General features: G+C 69.7%; 8 protein-coding genes. 6 read left to right on the top strand and 2 right to left on the bottom strand.

The window, feature by feature from the left end; translation table 11 throughout:
• Positions 1-53: 53 nt before the first annotated feature.
• The 6 genes from PSV23_RS04920 (at position 54) to PSV23_RS04895 (ending at position 7,561) form a co-directional block, all read left to right on the top strand.
• The gene (locus tag PSV23_RS04920; RefSeq protein ID WP_300466445.1) at positions 54-863 is read left to right on the top strand and encodes a 2-keto-4-pentenoate hydratase; all 810 of its coding nucleotides are present in this window, start codon (positions 54-56) and stop codon (positions 861-863) included.
• 97 nt (positions 864-960) lie between these two features.
• Positions 961-4,602 carry a hydantoinase B/oxoprolinase family protein gene (locus PSV23_RS04915; RefSeq protein ID WP_300466443.1) on the top strand — a complete coding sequence of 1,214 codons (3,642 nt, stop codon included), beginning with the start codon at positions 961-963 and terminating at the stop codon, positions 4,600-4,602.
• Positions 4,603-4,642: 40 nt separating this feature from the next.
• Positions 4,643-5,371, top strand: a complete 729-nt coding sequence (locus PSV23_RS04910; RefSeq protein WP_300466441.1) for a DUF969 domain-containing protein — start codon at positions 4,643-4,645, stop codon at positions 5,369-5,371.
• Complete coding sequence (locus PSV23_RS04905; RefSeq protein WP_300466439.1) at positions 5,368-6,333, top strand: DUF979 domain-containing protein; 966 nt, start codon at positions 5,368-5,370, stop codon at positions 6,331-6,333. Before PSV23_RS04910 ends, PSV23_RS04905 begins: the two co-directional genes overlap by 4 nt.
• Position 6,334: 1 nt before the next feature.
• Positions 6,335-7,339 (top strand): DUF2891 domain-containing protein, encoded by a 1,005-nt coding sequence (locus PSV23_RS04900; protein WP_300466438.1) that lies wholly within the window; start codon positions 6,335-6,337, stop codon positions 7,337-7,339.
• Positions 7,340-7,408: 69 nt separating this feature from the next.
• Positions 7,409-7,561 carry a hypothetical protein gene (locus PSV23_RS04895; protein WP_300466436.1) on the top strand — a complete coding sequence of 51 codons (153 nt, stop codon included), beginning with the start codon at positions 7,409-7,411 and terminating at the stop codon, positions 7,559-7,561.
• A 17-nt stretch (positions 7,562-7,578) separates the two neighbouring features.
• Here the strand turns inward: PSV23_RS04895 and PSV23_RS04890 are convergent, their stop codons facing one another.
• Positions 7,579-8,484, bottom strand: a complete 906-nt coding sequence (locus PSV23_RS04890) for an ROK family protein (RefSeq protein ID WP_300466434.1) — start codon at positions 8,482-8,484, stop codon at positions 7,579-7,581.
• Between the two features lie 123 nt (positions 8,485-8,607).
• Positions 8,608-21,021 carry an autotransporter-associated beta strand repeat-containing protein gene (locus PSV23_RS04885; RefSeq protein WP_300466432.1) on the bottom strand — a complete coding sequence of 4,138 codons (12,414 nt, stop codon included), beginning with the start codon at positions 21,019-21,021 and terminating at the stop codon, positions 8,608-8,610.
• Between the last annotated feature and the right edge of the window lie 260 nt (positions 21,022-21,281).

The raw sequence follows: 21,281 nt of genomic DNA, 5'->3' as shown, positions 1-21,281 counted from the left end.
AAATTGACACCGGTTTCCTTCCTGCGCAATGTCGTTGTGAAACGGGAGGCGGCGTGAGCCACGCATACGACAAGAGCATCTTTCCGCCGATCGCGCGCGCCTTCGTCGAGGCGCGCCGCGCGGGGCGATCCCTGTCGCCCTATCCGGGCCGGGCTCCCGCCACCCTGGCCGAGGCCTACGAAATCCAGGATGAGGCGATCGCCGTTTGGCCGGACCGGATCGCGGGCTGGAAACTGGGGCGGATCAAGGAACCTCTCGACCAGCAATACGGCGCGGGGCGCCTGGCGGGGCCGATCTTTTCCCGCAACGTCTGGCAGGCCGGCGCGGCGCCGACCCGATTTCCCGTCATCGACGGGGGCTTCGCGGCGGTCGAGGCGGAGTATGTGATCCTGCTGGGCGCCGCGGCGCCCGATCGCGGGGACTGGACGGCCGAGGCGGTGGTCCCGCTGATCGGACAGGTCCTCACCGGCGTCGAGATCGCCGGCAGCCCTTACGCCGGCATCAACCAGTCAGGCCCGGCGGTGACGGCGTCCGACTTCGGCAACAACGCCGGCCTGATCCTGGGCGACGAGATCACCGGCTGGCGGGATCGTCTCGCGGACCTGAGCTGCACGGTCGCGATCGACGGCCAGACGGTCGGCCGGGGCGGGGCCGTCGACATTCCCGGCGGGCCGCTGGACTCCCTGGCCTTCCTGCTGAACCTGCTGCATCAGCGCGGCCGCCGGCTGGAGGCGGGACAACTGATCTCCACCGGCGCGGCCACCGGAGTGCACGAGATCCACATCGGACAGTCCGCCGTCGCCGACTTCGGCCCGGACGGGTGGATCGCCTGCCAGGCTGTGGCCGCTACCGCGACAGTCTGAGCCACGACGAAGTTGCTGTTGGACGGGCGGCGTCACGACCGGCTATCTGCATGGACCCTTCACCTCCCCTGCCGGGCCAATCCGCCGGAGCGACCTCATGAGCGCGTCCTCGATCTCCGCTCGCGACGGCTGGCGTTTCTGGATCGACCGCGGCGGCACCTTCACCGACATCGTCGCCCGCAGCCCTGACGGGCGGCTGGAGACGCGCAAGCTGCTGTCCGACAATCCGGAGCAATACGCCGACGCCGCGGTGGAAGGCGTCCGCCGCATCCTGGACGCCGGGCCGGGCCCGCTGCCCGAAGGCCGCGTCGAGGCTATCCGCATGGGCACGACCGTGGCGACCAACGCCCTTCTGGAGCGCAAGGGCGAGCCGGTGCTGCTTGCCATCACCCGGGGGTTCGGCGACGCCCTGCGCATCGGCTGGCAGAGCCGGCCCGACATCTTCGCCCGCCACATCGTCCTGAACGAGCAACTCTACGATCAGGTCGTCGAGATCGGCGAGCGCGTCCGCGCCGACGGAACGGTCGAACAGCCGCTGGACGAGGCCCGGGCCCGCGCCGACCTGACGGCGGCCCATGAGGCGGGGCTGCGCGCCCTCGCCATCGTGCTGATGCACGGCTGGCGCTTTACCGACCATGAGACCCGGCTGGCGGAGATCGCGCGCGAGGTCGGGTTCGAACAGATTTCAGTCAGCCACGAGGTCGGGGCGCTGATCAAGCTGATCGGGCGCGGCGACACCACCGTGGCCGACGCCTATCTGTCGCCGATCCTGCGCGCCTATGTCGACCGTGTCGGCGCCGATCTGGGCGAGGCGACGCCGCTGCTTTTCATGCAGTCCAGCGGCGGCCTGACGGCGGCGGGCGCCTTCCGGGGCAAGGACGCCATCCTGTCGGGCCCGGCGGGCGGCGTGGTCGGCATGGCCGAGACGGCGCGGGCGGCGGGCTTCGACCGGGTCATCGGCTTCGATATGGGCGGCACCTCGACCGACGTGTCGCATTTCGCCGGCGACTATGAGCGGACGTCCGACGCCGTGGTGGCCGGCGTCCGGCTGCGCGCGCCGATGCTGAGCATCCATACGGTGGCGGCGGGCGGCGGCTCGATCTGCCGCTTCGACGGCTCGCGCCTGCGGGTCGGGCCGGAGTCCGCGGGCGCGGTGCCCGGTCCCGCCGCCTACCGGCGCGGCGGCCCGCTGACCGTGACCGACTGCAATGTCATGCTGGGCAAGCTGCGCCCTGACCAGTTCCCCGCTGTCTTCGGCCCCGACGGCGACCAGCCGCTGGACGCCGACGCTGTGCGCAAAAAGTTCGAAACTCTCGCCGCCGAGGTCGCCCGCGCCACGGGCCGGGGGACGACGCCGGAGGCGCTGGCCGAGGGCTTCGTCACCATCGCCGTCCAGAACATGGCCGAGGCGATCAAGTCGGTGTCGATCCAGCGCGGCTACGACGTCACCCGCTACGTGCTGAACTGCTTCGGCGGCGCCGGGGGCCAGCACGCCTGTCTCGTGGCGGACGCGCTGGGGATGACGCAGGTCATGTTGCACCCGTTCGCCGGGGTGCTGTCGGCTTATGGCATGGGGTTGGCCGAGGTGAGGGCCATTCGGCAGGCGACCGTGGCGGCCCCGCTGGAAACGGCCGGCGACGCGGCCTTGAGTGACCGGGCCGACGCCCTGACAACCGACGCGCGCGGTCTGCTGACGGCGCAGGGGTTCGCCGACCGTTCGATCACGGCCCTCGTTCGCGCCGAGATCAAATTCGCCGGTTCAGACACGCCGCTGTCCGTGCCGTTCGGCCCGGCCCACAGGATGCGAGCCGCGTTCGAGGCCCTGCATCGCCAGCGCTTCGGCTTCTTCGCCGAGGACAAGGCGCTGGTCGTCGAGACCCTGGAAGCGGAGGCCGTCGCCGCCTCGGACCAGGCCGCGTCCACGCCCTTCGCCGGCGGGAGCGAGGGAACACCCTCGGTCGTCGCCCGTGTCCCCGTGCGTATGGCGGGCGCGGACCATGACACGCCGGTCTATCGCCGCGACGCCTTCGGACCTGGCGGCGCCGTCGACGGGCCCGCCGTCATTCTGGAGGACACCGGCACGACGGTGCTGGAGCCCGGCTGGCGCGCCACGGCCGACAACGCGCTGAACCTGATCCTCGCCCGCGTGGCCGCCCTGCCCCCGCGCACGGCGTTGGGCACGGACGCCGATCCGATCATGCTGGAGGTCTTCAACAGCCGCTTCATGGCCGCCGCCGAACAGATGGGAGAGGCGCTGCGGGCCACGGCCTATTCGGTCAACATCAAGGAGCGGCTCGACTTCTCCTGCGCCGTCTTCGACGCCACCGGCGCACTGATCGCCAATGCGCCGCACATCCCCGTCCATCTCGGCTCGATGGGCGAGAGCATACGCACCGTGATCCGCTCGCGCGGCGGCGGTGCCGACGGCCGGGGCATGAAGCGCGGCGACGTCTACATGCTGAACGCCCCCTACAACGGCGGCACCCACCTGCCCGACATCACCGTCATCATGCCGGTCTTCCTCGAGGCCGACGACGCGCCCGCCTTCTTCGTCGCCGCCCGGGGCCACCATGCCGACGTCGGCGGAACCACGCCGGGTTCGATGCCGCCCTCGTCGAAAACGGTCGAGGACGAGGGCGTGCTGATCGACGACTTCCTGCTGATCGACGCCGGTCGGTTGAGAGACGCCGAAACCCGCGCCCTGTTCGCCTCGGGCCGCTATCCGTCGCGCAACGTCGGGCAGAACATGGCCGACCTGAAGGCCCAGGTCGCCTCCTGCGCCCGGGGCGCCGACGAGCTGAACCGCATGGTCGCGGAGTTTGGGCGCGACGTGGTCGCGGCCTACATGGGTCACATTCAGGACAACGCCGAAGAGGCCGTCCGGCGCGCCATCGCCGCGCTGAAGCCCGGCTCTTTCGACCTGGAAATGGACGACGGGGCGGTCATCCGGGTTCGTATCGACGTCGATCCCGAGGCCCGCAGCGCCGTGGTCGACTTCACCGGGACCAGCGACCAGCGGCCGAACAATTTCAACGCGCCCCTGTCGATCACCCGGGCCGCGACGCTCTATGTCTTCCGCACCCTGGTGGACGACGCCATTCCGCTGAATGAGGGCTGTCTGAAGCCGATCCGGCTGATCGTGCCGGAGGGGTCGATGCTGAATCCCCGCTATCCGGCCGCCGTCGTGGCCGGGAACGTCGAGACCAGTCAGGCCGTGGTGGACTGCCTGTACGGCGCCCTCGGCGTGCTGGCCGCCAGCCAGGGAACGATGAACAATTTCACCTTCGGCGACGACGCCCGGCAGTATTACGAGACCATCGCCGGCGGCTCGGGCGCCGGTCCCGGCTTCGACGGGGCCTCGGCGGTCCAGACCCATATGACCAACAGTCGCCTGACCGATCCGGAGGTGCTGGAAACCCGCTTCCCGGTGCTGCTGGAAGAATTCTCGATCCGGCGCGGCTCGGGCGGCGCCGGCGCCCATCGCGGCGGGGACGGAGCGGTGCGGCGCGTGCGCTTCCTCGAGCCCCTGACGGCGGCGATCCTGTCGAACCACCGCAGAACGGCTCCCTTTGGCGCGGCCGGGGGTGAGGACGGCGCGACCGGCGTCAACCGCATCGAACGGGCCGACGGCGCGCGGGAGCCGCTCAGCTCGACCGCCGAGGTTCGCATGGGCGTCGGCGACGTCTTCGTCATCGAGACGCCGGGCGGCGGCGGCTACGGACCGAAAAAAGCTTCCTGAACGGCGCGACAGGCGTAACCATCCGACGGGGGAGAATCCGATGCTTGTGCTTCTTGGGATCGCGGTCGTGGTGTTGGGCTTCATCGCCCGCATCAATCCGCTGCTGGTCATACTGCTCGCCGCGATCGTGACGGGGGTGGCGGCCGTGGTGGCGCCCGGCGTCGACGCCCGCGCCCTGGCGCAGGCGTCGGTCGACACCCTGGCGGCGTTCGGCGACGCGTTTAATGACAATCGGTATTTCCACATCACCTGGCTGGTGCTGCCCGTCATCGGCCTGCTGGAGCGATCCGGACTGCAGGAGCGGGCCCGGCTGCTGATCGCCCGGGTCAAGGCGGCCACGGCCGGCCGTCTGCTGATCAGCTATCTGATCGTGCGTCAGGCGACGTCGGCGCTGGGCCTGACGTCGCTGGGCGGGCATCCGCAGATGGTCCGGCCGCTGGTGGCGCCGATGGCCGAGGGCGCGGCCGAGGTCCAGGCCGGCGGGACCCTGCCGGACGCCCTGCGCTTCCGCATCCGCGCCATGTCCGCCGCGACCGACAACATCGGCCTGTTCTTCGGGGAGGACATCTTCATCGCCATCGGCTCCATCGTGCTGATGGTCGGCTTCCTCGAACAGGCGGGGATCATCGTCGAGCCGTTGCAGATGTCGGTCTGGGCCATCCCCACGGCCATCGCGGCCTTCGCCGTCCACGGCGCGCGGCTGCTGCTGTTCGATCGCTCGGTGAAGCGTGATATCGCGGCGGCGGCCGAGGCCGGAGCGGCGAAATGATCACCCTGGATCACGCCTATGTGCTGACGGGGCTGATGTTCGGGGCCTTCGCCGTCCTGACGCTCCTCGACCGGTCCCATCCTACGCGTATCCGCAGCGCCGTCTTCTGGGGCCTGATCGCGGGGTCGATGCTGTTCGGCTCGTGGCTGGGCGGACTGGGCAACGGCGTGCTGGTTCTGGCCCTGGTGGCCGTCGGCGGCCTGAAAAAGCTGGGCGTCGGCCATCCCCCGACGACGACGGTGGAAGAGCGGCGCGAGGGCGCCGTGCGCCGCGGCAACGCCCTGTTCATCCCGGCCCTGATCGTGCCGCTGGTCGCCGTCGGCGGGACTTTGGCGGCCAAGCATACGGGCGCCGGGGCGTGGCTGCTGTCCTCGACCCAGACCACGCTGATCGCGCTCGGCCTCGGCTGCGTCATCGCCCTGTTCGCGGCCATGGCCTGGCTGAGGCCGCCCGTCATGGCGCCGGTCCAGGAGGGTCGGCGGCTGATGGATTCCATCGGCTGGGCCGCCGTGCTGCCGCAGATGCTGGCCTCGCTGGGCGCGGTGTTTCTGGCGTCCGACGTGGGAGGGGTGGTCGGCCAACTGGTCAGCCAGGCCGTGCCCCTGACCTCGCCGCTGCTGGCGGTCGTGGTCTACTGCCTCGGCATGGCGCTGTTCACCGTCATCATGGGCAACGCCTTCGCCGCCTTCCCGGTGATGACGGCCGCGATCGGCCTGCCGTTCGTTGTCGTGCAGTTCGGCGGCAACCCCGCCATCGTCTGCGCCATCGGCATGCTGGCCGGATTCTGCGGGACCCTGATGACGCCCATGGCGGCCAATTTCAACGTGGTCCCGGCCAATCTGCTGGAGCTGCCGGATCGCGACTCGGCGCTGAACGGGGTCATCCGGGCCCAGATTCCGACCGCCCTGATCCTGCTGGGGATCAATATGGCGCTGATGTACGCCCTTGCTTTCAGGTTCTGAGATGACGCACAGCCTCGATGCCGCCACCGCCTCCCGCTTCGCCTCGACGGCGCTGGGCCATGTGGCCCGCGAATATCCGAACAAGATGGACCACGTCCTGTCCGGGCCGGACGACGTTCAGGGTCCGCGCGCCCTGCACCCGATCTTCTTCGGCAGCTTCGACTGGCACTCGTGCGTCCACGGCTGGTGGACCCTGTTCACATTGGCGCGGCTCTATCCCGACATGCCTGAGGCCGGGCGGATCCGGGCGCTGGCCGACGACCTGTTCACGCCGGAGAATATCGCCGCCGAGACCGCCTATCTGGACAGCCCGGGAAGCCGCGGCTTCGAGCGTCCCTATGGATGGGCCTGGCTGCTGATGCTGGCGGCCGAGCTGGAGCGGCACGGGGATGGGCGCGCCGATACCCTGCGGCCGCTGACGCTGGCGTTCGTCAAACGGTTCACCGACTTCCTGCCGCTAGCGGATTATCCCGTGCGGGTCGGGACGCATTACAATACCGCCTTCGCGCTGCGGCTGACGCTGGACTACGCCGAGGGCGCCGGCGACGCGGACCTTGCCAGCCTGTGCCGCGACCGCGCCCTGCGCTGGCACGCCGACGACCGCGGCTGCCAGGCCTGGGAGCCGTCGCAGGACGAGTTTCTGTCGCCCGCCCTGATGGAGGCCGTGCTGATGCGGCGGGTGATGACGCCCGATGCCTTCGCCGGCTGGTTCGACACCTTCCTGCCCCGGCTCGACCGGCGCGAGCCCGCGACCCTGTTCCAGCCCGTGGGAGTCAGCGACCGGTCCGACGGCAAGATCGCCCACCTGGACGGCCTCAACCTGAGCCGGGCCTGGTGCTGGCGCGAGATCGCCTCGGCGCTGGACGCGGGCGATCCTCGCCGGCCGACCGTGCTGGAGGCCGCGCGCGTGCATCTGGACGCCGCCCTGCCCCACGTGACCGGCGACTATATGGGCGAGCACTGGCTGGCCAGTTTCGCCCTGCTGGCCCTGCTGGCCGGCGAATAGACGCGGGCGCCGAACGAAGGTCCGCGAACGCACACAGGAACCGGGGCGGCCGGCGCCCGTTTGCCGGGCATGCGTGCTGTTCGTGAAATCTGGCCGGTACTGGTCGGCGCGGCCCTCCTGGCGGTCGCCAGCGCCTGGGTGGTCATCAAGCTCGACCGCGATGGGGCCTCCGTCCGGCAGGACCGGTACGAGCGCTTCATGGACGGCACACGGGGCGTTTAGCCACTGCCCCCCGGGGCTCAACCGCGGGAGAGAGCGTCTTCCGCAAGGGCGATGGCGCCCAGAGGGCCGGCGCGATCGCCCAGCGCCGGAGCGACGACGAAGTCCTCGATCCTTCCGACGATTTCAGGCGCCGCGGCGTAACCGTTCAGACTCTGGATCAGCGCCGCTCTCAGCCGCGGCAACAGGAAAGGCTGCCCGCCGACCACCCCGCCGCCTATGAGAATTCGCTGCGGCGCCGTCGTCAGCACCAGATTGTGCAGCAAGGCCGCCAGTGCATGGACCACTTCGTCCCACACCGGACTGGAAGGCTGCAGCCGATCGCCCGGCCCGCCCGCCTTCGCATGGATCGCCGGGCCGGAGGCCAGCCCCTCCACGCAGTCTCCGTGGAACGGGCAGACTCCCGCCCAGGTCTCGCCGGCCAGACGCGGGACGCGCAGATGCCCCGCCTCGGAATGGCCAAGCCCCCGGACGGTGCGGCCTTGGACCACCGATCCCACGCCAATGCCCGTCCCGACGGTGATGTAGGCGTAGCTGTCCAGGCCTCGCGCGCCGCCCCACCGCCCCTCGGCCAGGGCGGCGCCGTTGACGTCTGTGTCGAACCCGATCGGCGCCCCGAACCCGCGCAGCGGCGTCAGGACGTCGGCGCCGCTCCACCCGGCCTTGGAGGTGTTGACGATACAGCCGTAACGGGGGGCGTCGGGATCGAGCTCCAGCGGGCCGAAACTGGCGACGCCGATGGCGGCGAACGCCTCCCGCTCATGCCAGCGCGCCAGCACGGCCTGGATGGCGGCGAGGGTCTCTTCCGGCGTGGTCGTCCCGATCCGGACTTCCTCGCGGATGTCGTCCGGCCCCGAGGCCAGCAGGCAGACGCATTTGGTCCCGCCCAGTTCGACTCCGGCCAGCAGGGGACTCCGGTCTGACATCAGCCTTTCCCCGCGGCGTTCGGCATGGACTCAATCCATCGCCTGTCGCGGGACAGCGCACAAGGTTTCGCCAGGAACAGACGACGGCCCCCGCCCTTGCGGACGGGGACCTCGCACTGATGCTTACCAGCTGACCTTGAGCTTCACGCCGACCTGGTTGTCCTGCAGGCGTTCGCTGAACAGGCCGCGGTATCCGGCGGAGACGGTGACGCCCTCGCCGGCGCCGACTTCCAGACCGAAGTCGACGATCCCGGCCAGCGGCGGGGTTTCGGCGCCCTCGACGGTGAAGGTCCCGAAGCCCGCGGGCGCGCCGGAGAAGCGCATGTCGCCGGTCGCCTGACGGTCGCCCGCCGTGGCCATGACGCCTGCCCCGGCATAGATCCGGTAGCCTTGGCCGTTGACGCGATAGTCCTGCGATCCGCGGGCGCTGAGCTGCAGCGACTGCCAGTCCCGCTCCATCCCAGAGGCCACCAGCGACAGGCCGCCGGCGCCGGTTTCGGTGTAGCCGTCGACCGAAGCGTTGGACGCCGTGCCGATGGCGCCCACGGCGATCATGGTGTTGTCCGTCACCTGGAAGCGGCGCGCCACGCTGGCCGAAAGCGCCTGGCCTTCGACGTGGGTGTTGCCGATGGCCTGGCCGTTGAAAGCGCCGACCGTGATGCCGCGACGGGTGTCCAGGTCGCCGCCGTAGAAGGAGGCCGTCAGGTCGGCCGCCCAGACTCCATCGTCGAAGGCGGCATAGCCCGCCGCGTGCGACAGGTCGCTTTCGTAGTGGCCCTGACGCGCCGCGACGTCGCCTTCCAGACGGGTGACCCCGCCGGCCGCGCCCACGCTCATGGACCCGTTGCGGACGCCATAGCCGCCGGCGAAGCCGTTCAGGCTGCTCTCGACCGTGGCCTGACCCGGCTTGCCCTCCAGCGTCTGGTCGCCGGCGTAGGCCGAGACCCAGCCGCCCGCGCCGCGCCCCGTCGAAGCCGACGGATCGAAGGCCCCCAGGACGTCGCCCAGACGGTCGGCGCTGTTCTCGCGCCCGCCCGCGAAGCTCAGCCGGTCGACGAAGTTCAATGCCTCGCCGCCATCATCCCGGCCGTTCAGTCCGCCGTCCCGCACCGCGGTCAGGAAGCTGTCGTTGGCGCTGAACATGGAGGCTGTGACATCCGCCAGCGGCTCGCCGCTGATGCTGTCGAAGGCCGCGGCGCGTTCAGCGTCGCTGAGGCCGGCGATCAGGCTCAGGATGGCGGCCCAGTCGTCCGACGCCGCCAGCTGGCCACCCGACAGGGCCTGGCCGACCGAACGCTGGTTCCCGGTTCCGGTCGCGCCCGGATCGAAGTTGGTCAGCTCGCGCAGTTCCAGCACCGCGGCGTTCGGAGCGAGGTCGTAGCGGACCCGCCAGAACAGGCCTTCCTGCGCGGCCGCGGTGAAGGTCCCGCCGTTGGCGAAGGTCCCCACCAGGTTGTTGGCCTGCAGGAAGAGGTAGCGGGTCGAGAAGTCGAAGTCCGTCGCCGCCGAGCCCTGGAAGGTCGGGGCCAGCAGACCGCCGGTCAGGGTCGCCGCGCCGTTGATGCGCAGTTGGTCGATCAGATTGCCGCCCGACTTGCCCAGCACATCGATGGCCAGGGTCCCGCCGTTCAGCGTCAGGCCTCCGGCGACGAAGCCGCCGACGCCATTCTGCACCCCGGCCAGGCCGGGCGACAGGACCGCGCCGTTGGAGGCCGTCAGGGCTCCGCCGATCGTGCCCGCGCCGGTCAGGCTGCCGCCCGAGGCCGACAGGCCTCCGGTGGTCGTGCCCAGGAAGCGCAGCTCGCCGCCGGTATTGCTGATCGAGGCGATGGTGTGATCACCCATCAGGGTGAACAGACCGCCGGTGTGAACCAGCGAGCCGGCGCCCGACAGATGTCCGCCGAAGCCGGACTCGACGCCGCCGAAGGTCAGGCGGCCCGCACCGACGTTGACGTCGCCGGTCCCGAACAGGGCGCCGATGCGCTCGTTGAAGCCGTTGACGTCGAAGGTCGCGCCCGTCGCCGTCCATACCGACGCCGCATCGGACAGACGCTCGGAAGCACCCAGCCGCAGCGTGCCGGCGTCGATCGACACCTGGCTGGCCGCCGCCGTTCCGGTCAGGGTCGAGACCCCGCCCAGGTTGAACAGGGCGCCCGCGCCGAGGTTGGCGTTCACCGTCGCCGCGTTCAGCTGGTACTGGGCCGCCGTCAGCGTCCCCGTTCCCGCCAGCGCGCCGTTCAGGACCGCCAGACCAACCGTGTCGTTGAAAGCGCCCAGGTTCAGGGTCGAACCCGAAGCAACGGAAACCGAGGCCGTGTCAGCCAGGCGGTCGGATGCCCCCAGCGTCAGGGTCCCGGCCTGCACCACCACGTTTGCGGCGCCGCTCGTCCCGGTCAGGGTCGAGACGCCACCGGTGTTGAACAGATTGCCCGCGCCGAGGTTGGCGTTGATGGTCGCGCCGTTGAGGCCGTACTCGCCCGCCGTCAGCGTGCCCGTGCCGTTCAGCGTGCCGCTCAGCAGCGCCAGGCCGACCGTGTCGTCGAAGGCGTTCAGGTTCAGGGTCGAGCCCGAGGCCACCGACACCGTGGCGTTAGCCGCCAGGCGGTCAGAGGCGCCGAGGCTCAGCGTCCCGGCCTGCACGATCACATTGGCCGAACCGCTCGTCCCGTTCAGCGTCGAGACGCCGCCGGTGTTGAACAGATTGCCCGCGCCGAGGTTGGCGTTGATGGTCGCGCCGTTGAGGCCGTACTCGCCCGCCGTCAGCGTGCCCGTGCCGTTCAGCGTGCCGCTCAGCAGCGCCAGGCCGACCGTGTCGTCGAAGGCGTTCAGGTTCAGGGTCGAGCCCGAGGCCACCGACACCGTGGCGTTAGCCGCCAGGCGGTTGGAAGCGCCGAGGCTCAGGGTTCCGGCCTGCACCGCCACATTGGCGGCGGCGCTGGTTCCGTTCAACGTCGAGACGCCGCCGGTGTTGAACAGATTGCCGGCGCCGAGGTTGGCGTTCACCGTGGCCGCGTTCAGCTGGTACTGGGCCGCCGTCAGCGTTCCTGTCCCGGCCAGCGTGCCGTTCAGGTTGAGGGTCGTGATAGTGTCGCTGAAGCTCTGCAGGTTCAACGTCGCCCCCGTGCTGACGCCCACGAGCGCCGCATCGGACAGCCGGTTGTTCGCGCCGAGGGTCAGCGTGCCGGCGGTGACGGTCGCCGTGGCGGCGCCGGACGTTCCGTTCAGGGTCGAGAGACCCTGGCTGTCGAGGTTGCCGGCGCCGAGGTTGGCGTTCACCACGCCTCCGTTCAGGCTGTACTGGGAAGCCGTCAGGGCGCCGGTTCCGTTCAGCGAACCGTTCAGCGCCAGGACTCCAATGGTGTCGTTGAAGGCGTTGAGGTTCAGGTTGTAACCCGAGGCCACGGTCACCGTGGCCGTATCAGCCAGGCGATTCGAGGCGCCGAGCGACAGGGCGCCGCCGTTGACGACGACCAGACTCCCGCCGGCCGTTCCGTTCAGCGTCGTGGTCCCCCCCACGGCCTGGAGCGTTCCCCCACCGAGGTTGGCGTTGAGGATCGCGCCGTGGCTGGTGTAACTGCCGGCGCTCAGGGTTCCGGAACCATCCAGCCGCGTGCCCGTGAAGAAGGTGGCGGTCGCGACGGTGTCGCTGAACGTTCCCATGTCGATGACGCCGGCGAAGCTGGCCGTCAGATTGGTCGCGTCAGCGAGCACGTTGGAGGCGCCGAGGCGCAGCGTTGCGCCCGAGGCCGTCGTGGCGCCGGTGTAGGTGTTCGCGCCGCTGAGCGTGAGTACGCCGCCGCCCGTAACCGTTACGCCGCCCGAGCCGCCGATGACGCCGGCGTAGTGGCTGGCGCCCGCGCCGCCCACGGTGAGCGTGCTGGATCCCAGCGCGACGGCGCCCGAGCCGTTCAGGGCGCCGATCCGCTCGCTGGCGTTCAGCTGAAGCGCGCCCGGAGCGGCGATGGTCACGGAAACCGCGTCATTGATCGCGCTGCCGCCACTGACGGCCAGCGTGCCGGAGTTGATCGCCCAGGCTGTCGTCGAGCTGTCGGATCCCGTCAGGGTCCAGACGCCGGCGCCGTTCATGCTGCGGCTCTCGAAGCCGAGGACGTTGCCGATGTTGACCGTTCCCGCGCCCGCGCCGGCCAGTTCGAAGCTGTCGACCCCGGCATTGCCCTGAAGGATGCCGCTGACGACGCCGCCGCTGACCAGGGTGACCGTGTCGGCGCCGCTGCTGCCGGCGTAGGTTCCGTTCAGCGCGCCCGCGACGCGCAGAACCCCATTGCCGCCGCCGAAGTTGAGGACCCCGCCGTTGACGGTCGACCCCGCCTGGATGTCGACGCTCAGCAGGCCCGACCCGAAGTTGGCGACGCCGTTGTTGATGACGCCGCCGGCCTGGTTGACGATGGACGTGGCCACGGCCCCGTCGATCGTGACGCCCTGGTTGGCGCCCGCCTGGGAGCCGCCGCCGATCGTGCCCGAGTTGGTGATCGTTCCGCCCGCGCTCAGCGCGATGCCGGCGTAGTCCGTGGCGCCGATCACGCCGGCATTGACGATGTTGGCCGCCGCATAGCCGCGCACGCCGTAGTCGACGCCCGTGATCGTTGCGCCCAGCCGGTTGTCGAGCGTCAGCAGGCCCGCATAGGAGGCGACACCGTGCGTGCCCGTGATGAGCCCGCCCGCCTGGTTGGTGACGCTGCCGCCGACGTTCAGCCGGATGGCGTCATTGCCGCCCGCCGTCACGACCCCGCCGGTGATCGAACCGGCGACGATCCGACCCGAGTTGGTCACGCTGTCGAGCGCACTGTTGCTGACGAAAGCGGAGAAGGCGTGAGAGATGTCGCCCGCGTTGTTCAGCGAGACGGCGCCCGACGCCGTCGACAACACGGCCGCGGCGCCGGCGCCGGCGATCGAACCGCCTGCCTGGTTGTTGATCGTGAGCAGGCCGGAGCCGGCATTCTGGACGAGTCCGTTGATCACGCCGGCGTTTGTCACCGTGCCGGTCGCCGCGCCGTTCTTGACCACCGCGCCATTGACCGTGCCCGCGTTGGTGAAGGCGCCGCCGTTGGCGAAGGTGACGGCGTTCGACGCCGTGATGACGCCCGTGCCGGTGAGCGAGGAGCCGTCGATGATCGTCACGCCCGGCGTCGCCGTGATCGCCCCGCTGAGGGTCACCACGCCGCTGACGCCGACCGTGCCGGAACCGCTGACGGCGTTGGCGAAGTCGTGGTTGTCGCTGCGAGCGAAGACCAGCGCCGCATTGTTGACCACGGACCCGGCGATCGAGCCGGCCGCGGCGCCGTCGCCGATCTGCAGCGTGCCGGCGTTGATGGTGGTGCCGCCGGTGTAGGTGTTCTCGCCTGCCAGGATCAGCGTGCCGAGGTCGGTCTTGACCAGTCCGCCGGAGCCGGTCAGCGCCGAGGCGATGGTGGCCGTCCAGGCCGCGCTCGGGGCCGTGCCGTCGCCGACGCGGATCGTGGTGCTGGCGTTCGCAAGGGTGACCGCATCGCCGTCGATGCGATAGCCGTCGGCGGCGAACTGCATGCCGGTGACGGACACCGCACCCCCGCCGTTGTTGACGGTGACCACGCCGCCGGCGCCCTGGAAGATGGCGAAGCCGGGTTGCGGCTCCATGGCGCCGTTGAACGCGCCGTTCGCATCGGTCCATTCGGAGCCCGCGGCCGTCCAGATTCCGGACCCGCCGTTGACGGCGCCGTTGTCGTGCTGACCGGCGGCGCCGCCGTCCCAGAACAGCAGTTCCGTGGGGGCGTGGACGATGTTGACCTGGCCCGCGACCGAGGTCTGGACCAGCACGCGCTGGGCTCCGCCGGGGATGGTCCCGATCACAAGGCCATTGTCAGTGAGGGCGCCGCCATAGGTCATCAGACCATAGACGCCGAAGCCGTAGGCTCCGGTGCTGGCGACGTTGACCGTGCCGTCCAGCGTCAGGTCGCCGGTGACCGAGAACAGGGCAGGCCCGGCCGCGCCGCTGAAGGTCGCATTGATGGTCGAGCCGGACAGCAGGCCCAGCGAACCCATGGTCAGGGTCGTGCCCTGGACGCCGGTCAGGGCGCCGCCGTTGGCGATGCTGACCGCGCCGGTGATCGTTCCGCCGCCGCGCAGGGTCGCGCCGCTGGCGACCGTGGCCGCGGACTGCAATGCGCCGTTGACGACCAGCGTGCCGCCCTGGACCGAAGAACCGCCCGAGAAGGCGCCGGTTCCGGTCAGGGTCAGGGTGCCCGACTGGCTGGCGAAGGTCTCGAAGTTGGTCAGGTTGGACAGGTTGACCGAGGCGACACCGCCGCTGAGGTTCGAGGTGAAGCTGTCCGTACCGGTTCCGGCGTCGATCAGGCCGCTGAAGCTGCCGCCCTGCCAGGTGAAGCTGTCGGCGCCGGCGCCGAGGCTGGCGCTGGTCATCGAGCCGGCCGCCGCGAGGGTCAGGTTATCGACGCCGGTCCCGGTGGCCACATAGGCTCCGGTCAGCGATCCCGCGACCGTGGTCGTGACCGTTCCGCTGGCCGTCGAGCGCACGAGGCCGGTGGTCGAGCCGGCTTGCAGGTTGAGAGCGAATGCGGTGGCGCCGGACAGCAGCATGCCGCCGGAGACGCCCGTGATCGAGCCGCCGGACTGGTTGGTGACCGACCCGCCCGCCGTCATCGATACGCCGTAGGAGCCCGCTCCCGCGCCCGTGATCGAACCCGCGTTGGTGATGGATGCGCTCGAGGCGGCGCTTACGCCTCCCAGGCTTCCGGTGATCAGGCCGCCGACCTGGTTCACGAGCGTCAGGGCGCCATTTGTAACGACGCCATAGCCGCCCACGGTCTGCGTATTGGCGATGTCGCGGCCGATCACGCCCGCGTTCGTCACCGTTACAGCTCCGGCCGAGGCGCTCGAGACGCCGTTGCCGACCAGGGTGTAGATCTCACCGCCGGCGAAGTTGTTGAGGGTCAGGCCGCCGTTGGTGTTCTCGATGCCGTTATAAACGTCGCCCAGGACGCGGCCGTAGTTATTGACCACCAGCGTGCCCAGCGCGCTGTTGTCGTGCCGGATGCCCGCGTTGTAGCCCCGGATGGTCGAGCCGGCGCCCGTGTCCGAGACCGAGCCGTTGTTGATCGTCGTCGTAGTGCCGGCCGCGTCAATGACGAACACGCCCGCGCCCACGGCGCCGTCGCCGCCCGTACCGGCGTTCTGGATCAGGCCCAGGTTGGTCAGCGTCGTGTTGGTCCCGTTCAGGCGCACGCCGTTGAACTGGCCGCTCTGGACCGAGGCGGTCGTGGCGACGTTCAGGGTGGTGTTGGAGCCGGTCAGGACGACGCCGGTGGCGTCGCCGCCGCTTCGCACGCCGCCGTAGGTCCAGGACCCCGAGGCGAGAACCAGCGAGCCGCCGGTGATGTTCCCGGTGTAGGTTCCGGCGCCGCTTGCCAGCGTCAGCGTCTGGCCGCTCGCGATCGTCGTGGCGCCGGTCCCCGTCAGACTGGCGATCGTCTCCGTATTTGCAACCGAGAAGGCCCCGGGGCTCAGCACGTCGACGGTGCTGAGATTCGAGATCGCCGCGCCGTTCTGCACCACCAGCGTGCCGCCGGTGATCGAGGTCAGGCCGGTGTAGTTGTTGGTTCCGGACAGCGTCAGCGTGCCCGTGCCGGTCTTGGTCAAGCCGCCACCGAGGGCGACGCCGCCGCTGAAGGCGTAGTTGAAGGTGGGCGTGCCGGTGTGATCGCCCACATAGGCGGAGCTGTCACCCTGGTTGTTGTACCCGGCGCCGCCGGTGTCGATGCGGGCGTCGACCGCCAGCTCGGTGAAGTTCGCCGGGTTGCCGCCGTACCGGTTGTACCAGGCCGTGTCAGTGATGGTCGAGGTGCTCGCGCCGGCCGTCGAGATGCGATAATCGCCGGCAGCGCCGCCGAACAGCAGGGCCGCGGCTTCCTGGCCAGTGTAGGTCGGTGGATTGATGGACCAGTTCGGGCCGGCGGCGACGTTCCAGCTGCCGACATAGGCGACGGGCGTCTGATCGGTGATCGATCCCGAGAAGGTGGTGGAGGCGTCGTTGCCGCCGAGGGTCAGCGTGTTGCCGAGCACCCGCGCCGTGCCGGCGCCGGTCAGGCCGCCGATCGTCTCGCTGTTCGCCAGCTGAAGGGTCGCGCCGCTGGCGATCGTCACGGCGCTCAGGTCGCCGACGGCCGACCCGCCGCTGGCGATGAGCGTGCCAGCGGTGATCGTCGTCGCGCCGCTGAAGGTGTTGACACCGCTCAGCGTGACGGCCTGCGAGGGCGCATTGATCTGCAGCGTGCCCGCGCCGGAGATATCGCCGACGAAGGTTCCATCGACGTTCTGGTTGAACACAAGCGCGCCAGCGTTGGCGATCGAGCCGCCGGAAATGGTGTTGGTCGCCCCCTGCAGGGTCGTGCCCGCGTTGATGGCGGTGACCCCGCCCCAGATGTTGCCGGTGTTGGTCAGAATGGTCGTGCCGCCGTCAAAGGTGACGTACTGGTTGGCCCCGCCGACTCCGCCGGTTTCGTAGATCCGACCCGAAAGGGTGATCGTCCCGCCGCTGATGTTGCGCAGCCAGGTGGGATCGATGGCCTGCTGGCCGTTCACGACCTCCAGCGAGATGTCGTTGGCGTAGGTTCCGGTCGCCGCGAACTGGATCGTCGGATCGATCATGTGCAGCGTGCCGGTTCCGAACGCCGTCGTAGTGGTTGCGCGAACCGTGGCGCCGTTGACGTTGATCGCCCCGGTGAGGCCCGTGCCGCTGAAGATCAGCAGGCCGGCGGACCCGCCCATGCCGGCGTTGATCGTCATGCCCGGAACCGCGGCCGCGCCCGTCAGGGTCCAGGTGCCGTTGTCCAGCTTGGTCAGCACCTCGGCCGTGTTGATGGTGGAGCCGCCCAGATCCAGCGAGCCCGCTGCGCCGTTCGCGCCGCTGTCATCGCCCGCGCCACGCAGCTGCAGCGTATCCGTGCCGCCGCCCAGGTTGACCGTGCCGACCGTCGCGGCGGCGTTTGCGCCCGCGGTCTGCAGCGTGATGCCTGAACCGCCGTCGGTCAGCCCCGCGAAGGTCGTGCCGGTTCCGCTGTAGATCGCCAGGGTATCGTTGAAGCCGCCCGTTTCGATCGCGCCCGTGACCGAGCCGGCGAACAGATTGAGGGTCCCGGTTCCGAAGACTCCGGCGAAAGCGGCCAGGTCGCCCGTGACGGTTCCGTAGTTGTTGAACGTGCCGGCGCCGCTGTTGAAATAGACGCCGTAGCCGCCCGTGGTGCCCAGCAAGCCGCCGGCGGCGTTGGTGACCGTGCTCGCCCCGTTCGTATAGACGCCGGCGGCGTTCGCCTGGGTCCCGGTGATCGAGCCCGCGTTCAGAATGGTCGCCGCGCCGACGACGGACACGCCGTGAGACGTGCCCAGGCCCGTGCCGAGACCGTTGATGATCCCCGTCGAGGTGTTGGTCAGGTTCAGCGCGGCGTTCGCGCGGATGCCGCCGCCGGACCCGCCGGTGATGGTGCCGGAGTTGATGACCGTACTGGCCGCTTCCAGGCGGATGGCGTTGTTGTTGCCGCTCGCCGTGTACACGCCGCCGCCATCGACGGTTCCGCCGCCGATAAGGCCGGCGTTATTGATCGTGGCCGCGGTCGCGCTGAAGATCGCATAGCCGCCGCTGCCCACGATCTGGCCGCCTGCGTTGTTGGTGATCGACACGGGGCTGCCGCTGCCGTTGGCGACAACGCCGCCGTTCGCGCCGCCCAGGATGCGGCCGGTGTTGTTGAGGGTCAGACGGGACGAGCCGCCCGTGGTGATCGCGACCGCGCCGCCGATCTCGGCCCCGGCGGCGTTGGTGACCGTAAGCAGGCCGCCGTAGGTCGCCCCCTGGATCGAACCGCTGGTAATACCACCGGCGCCGCCGCTGATCGTGCCCGCGTTGTTGGTGACCGTGGCGCCCGCATACTGCGACAGGACGCCGAAGCCCGTCGTGGCGTCGCTGCCGCCGGTCACCGTGCCCGTGTTCGTCAGGTTGGAGGTGGCGAATCCGAAGCTGAAGGCGCCGCCCGTGCCTGCCGTGACGGTTCCGGTGTTGACCGCCGTGAGCGCGCCGTTCGTCAGGAGACCTGTGTTTGAGCCAGCCACCGTGCCGGCGTTGCTGAAGTTGTTCGCCCCACCGGTGTTGAACCAGACGCCGACATAGCCGTTCAGCGCGGCCCCTGTCAGGATCGCGACGGTGGCCGGCGATCCGTTGCCGTTCATGGTGATCCCGTACCCGGTACCGGTTGTCGCGGTCAGCGACCCGTCCAGTGTGAGGCTGGATCCGGGAACGAGGTTCCAGCCCGGTCCGGTGGCGCGCGTTCCCGTCAGGGTCAGATTGCCGGACAGGTGGTTATAGGTGTCGAAATTGCTCAGGAGGCCCAGGTCGAGCGAGCCGCTGACGCCGACGCCGAGCGCGCTGTTGAAGGCATCGGCCGAACCTGTGCCCCCGTTGATCGAAGCGAAGGTCCCGCCCTGCCAGTTGAACACGTCTTCGCCGGCGCCGAGCGTGACGGCCCCCGTGATCGAGCCGGTCGAGGCCAGGGTGAGGGTGTCGACGCCGCTCCCGGTCGCTGCGTTGTAGGCGCCGTCCAGCAGCCCCGCCACCGTCACCGTGCGTGCGCCGGTGCTGGTAGACAGGAGTTGACCCGTCACGGTCGATCCGAGGTTGAGGTTAAGCGTCGCCAGGTCGTCGCTGCTGATCAGGATCCCGCCGATCCCGCCGGTGATGACGCCCCCCGACTGGTTGGTCAGCGTCAGAATGCCGTCCTCGACCTCGACGCCATAGCCGTGCGTGGCGTCGCCGCCCCCGGTGATCGCGCCGCTGTTTGTGATGGTGTTGGTTTGCGTGAGGGAGGTGTTCAGCCGCAGGCCCGAGAGGCCGGCGCCGCCCGTTCCGCCGACAGTGTTGATGACACCGGTATTGGTCAGGGTGACCCGTCCGCCGGTGATGTTGTAGCCGTGCGAAACGCCCGTGATTGTGCCGCCGGTGTTGGTGTGAACGGTGGGGTTGCCGCCCGAATAGACGCCATCGTAACCCGTGATCGTGCCCGTGTTGGTCACGTTCACGCCGCTGGAGCCATACACGCCGGCGGTGCCGGTCGCCCCGTTTCCGGCGATCGTTCCGGCGTTGATCACCGAAGCGACGTTCTGGTACCAAATTCCGGTCGAACCGGTGATCGTGCCGGTCGCCGTGTTGGTCACCAGGCCGTCGCTGCTGAAGTGCACGCCGTGGCTGCCCGTGCCGCTGGCGACCAGGGAGCCGTTGTTGGTGACCGTGTTGGTCCCGTTGACCAGATACAGGGCGGCGTTGCTGGAGCCGTTGCCGGTCGAGGTCACGGTCACGCCCGCGCCGATGCCGACCGTATAGTTGCCGACATTCGTATAGACGCCGGTCGCGCCGGTAACGTTGCCGCCCAGGGTGATCGCGCCGGTGTTGCCGAACGTCCCCGCGGTCGCGCTGATGGCGCGGCCCGTGGCGACGATCGCTGCAGTCGTCGTGATGTTGATCGCGCCCGTCGATGTGCCGGTGGTCGAGGCAAGCACGCCGACGCCGTGCGCCGTTGTCGTGCCGATCGCCGCGCCCACATTGACCGTCACGGCGGTCGTTCCGCCCGAGCTGGTCGCGATGATCCCCGTCCCGGTTCCCGCCCCGGTGCTGTTGATCGTCCCCGCGCCGCTGGTGGTGATCGTGGTTCCGTTGGTGTTGGTCGAGTGGATGCCCGTCGGAGCGACGATGGCCGCCTGGGATTCAATGGTGCTGCCGCCGCCCGTCGCATCGGTGCGGATGCCGGTGACCAGGGCGTTGATCGAACCGCCCGTCATCTCGACGAAACTGCCGAAGAAATTGCTCGCATTGATGCCGGTGTCGAAGCCCGTGAACGTCGACGAGCCCAGTCGGAGGCCGGCGTTGACGGCGCTGACCGCGTTGAGGCCGGCGATGTGCGTGCCATTGCCGATGAACGACTGGCTCTGGTTCACCGAGTTGAAGTCGATGTAACCGCTCGGCGCCTGGATGTTGACGCCATAGCTGCCGGTGAAGACGGAGCCGCTGGAGTTGATCGTGACGCCGACGTTGCCGTTGGCCGTCACATAGAGGGCCGAGCCGCCGGCGGTCGTGGTGGTGAGAAGGTTCGTGCCGGTGAGCAGTGCACCGCCCGAGTTCAGAGTGCCGGTCTCGCCCTGGATGCGCAGGGCGTCGATGGTCGGCGCCCCGGTCGTATTGTTGATCGTGACGCCGTTGACCGTGATCGCCGCCGCTTGCGTGACGTTGCTGATCAGGACGCCGCCGCCGCTTCCGGTCTGGTCCGTGGAGCTCGAACTGCCGCCTGTCCGGGTGATTGTGCCGCCCCCGACGGGGCTGGCGATCGTCGTCTGGGCGAAGGCCGGAGACACCGCCAGCGACGCCGCGATCAGCGCCGTCGAACCCAGCAGCCCCATCCGCGTCCGACGCGCCGCGTCGGCGCCGGTGTTCGAGCGAGCAGGCGAGCGCGAGCCCGCGACGGGACGCTTGTTGGAAGCCGACATGTAGAAACCCACCCCGAACGGCCGGCTTCCGCCGACACAAAACACCAGACACGCACAGAGGGAGCACAGGTCGCCCACACCAAACGGACGGCGGTAATACATTGGCAACCATAGTGAAGGAACGGCTCGCATAGCGGCGTTCGTCCCAAACTTGGGACGCCTCGCCTGCCACGGGATTCTCCCCTTCCAGCGCACTGCTGAAGGCGATTTTCTCCGTGCGGCGGCACACGTTTACGACCGTGTGTGAGGTCTCAATCTTG

The organism is Brevundimonas sp. (genome assembly GCF_029946145.1).
GTDB lineage: Bacteria > Pseudomonadota > Alphaproteobacteria > Caulobacterales > Caulobacteraceae > Brevundimonas.
Note: the sequence above shows the minus strand (reverse complement) of the source record. Positions and strands in the feature narration are given on the sequence as shown.

What these genes read in the sequence shown, in the direction of transcription:
- PSV23_RS04915 (WP_300466443.1), top strand. Translation starts at nt 961, where the DNA reads ATGAGCGCGTCCTCGATCTCCGCTCGCGACGGCTGGCGTTTCTGGATC.
- PSV23_RS04910 (WP_300466441.1), top strand. Translation starts at nt 4,643, where the DNA reads ATGCTTGTGCTTCTTGGGATCGCGGTCGTGGTGTTGGGCTTCATCGCC.
- PSV23_RS04905 (WP_300466439.1), top strand. Translation starts at nt 5,368, where the DNA reads ATGATCACCCTGGATCACGCCTATGTGCTGACGGGGCTGATGTTCGGG.
- PSV23_RS04900 (WP_300466438.1), top strand. Translation starts at nt 6,335, where the DNA reads ATGACGCACAGCCTCGATGCCGCCACCGCCTCCCGCTTCGCCTCGACG.
- PSV23_RS04895 (WP_300466436.1), top strand. Translation starts at nt 7,409, where the DNA reads ATGCGTGCTGTTCGTGAAATCTGGCCGGTACTGGTCGGCGCGGCCCTC.
- PSV23_RS04890 (WP_300466434.1), bottom strand. Translation starts at nt 8,484, where the DNA reads ATGTCAGACCGGAGTCCCCTGCTGGCCGGAGTCGAACTGGGCGGGACC.
- PSV23_RS04885 (WP_300466432.1), bottom strand. Translation starts at nt 21,021, where the DNA reads ATGTCGGCTTCCAACAAGCGTCCCGTCGCGGGCTCGCGCTCGCCTGCT.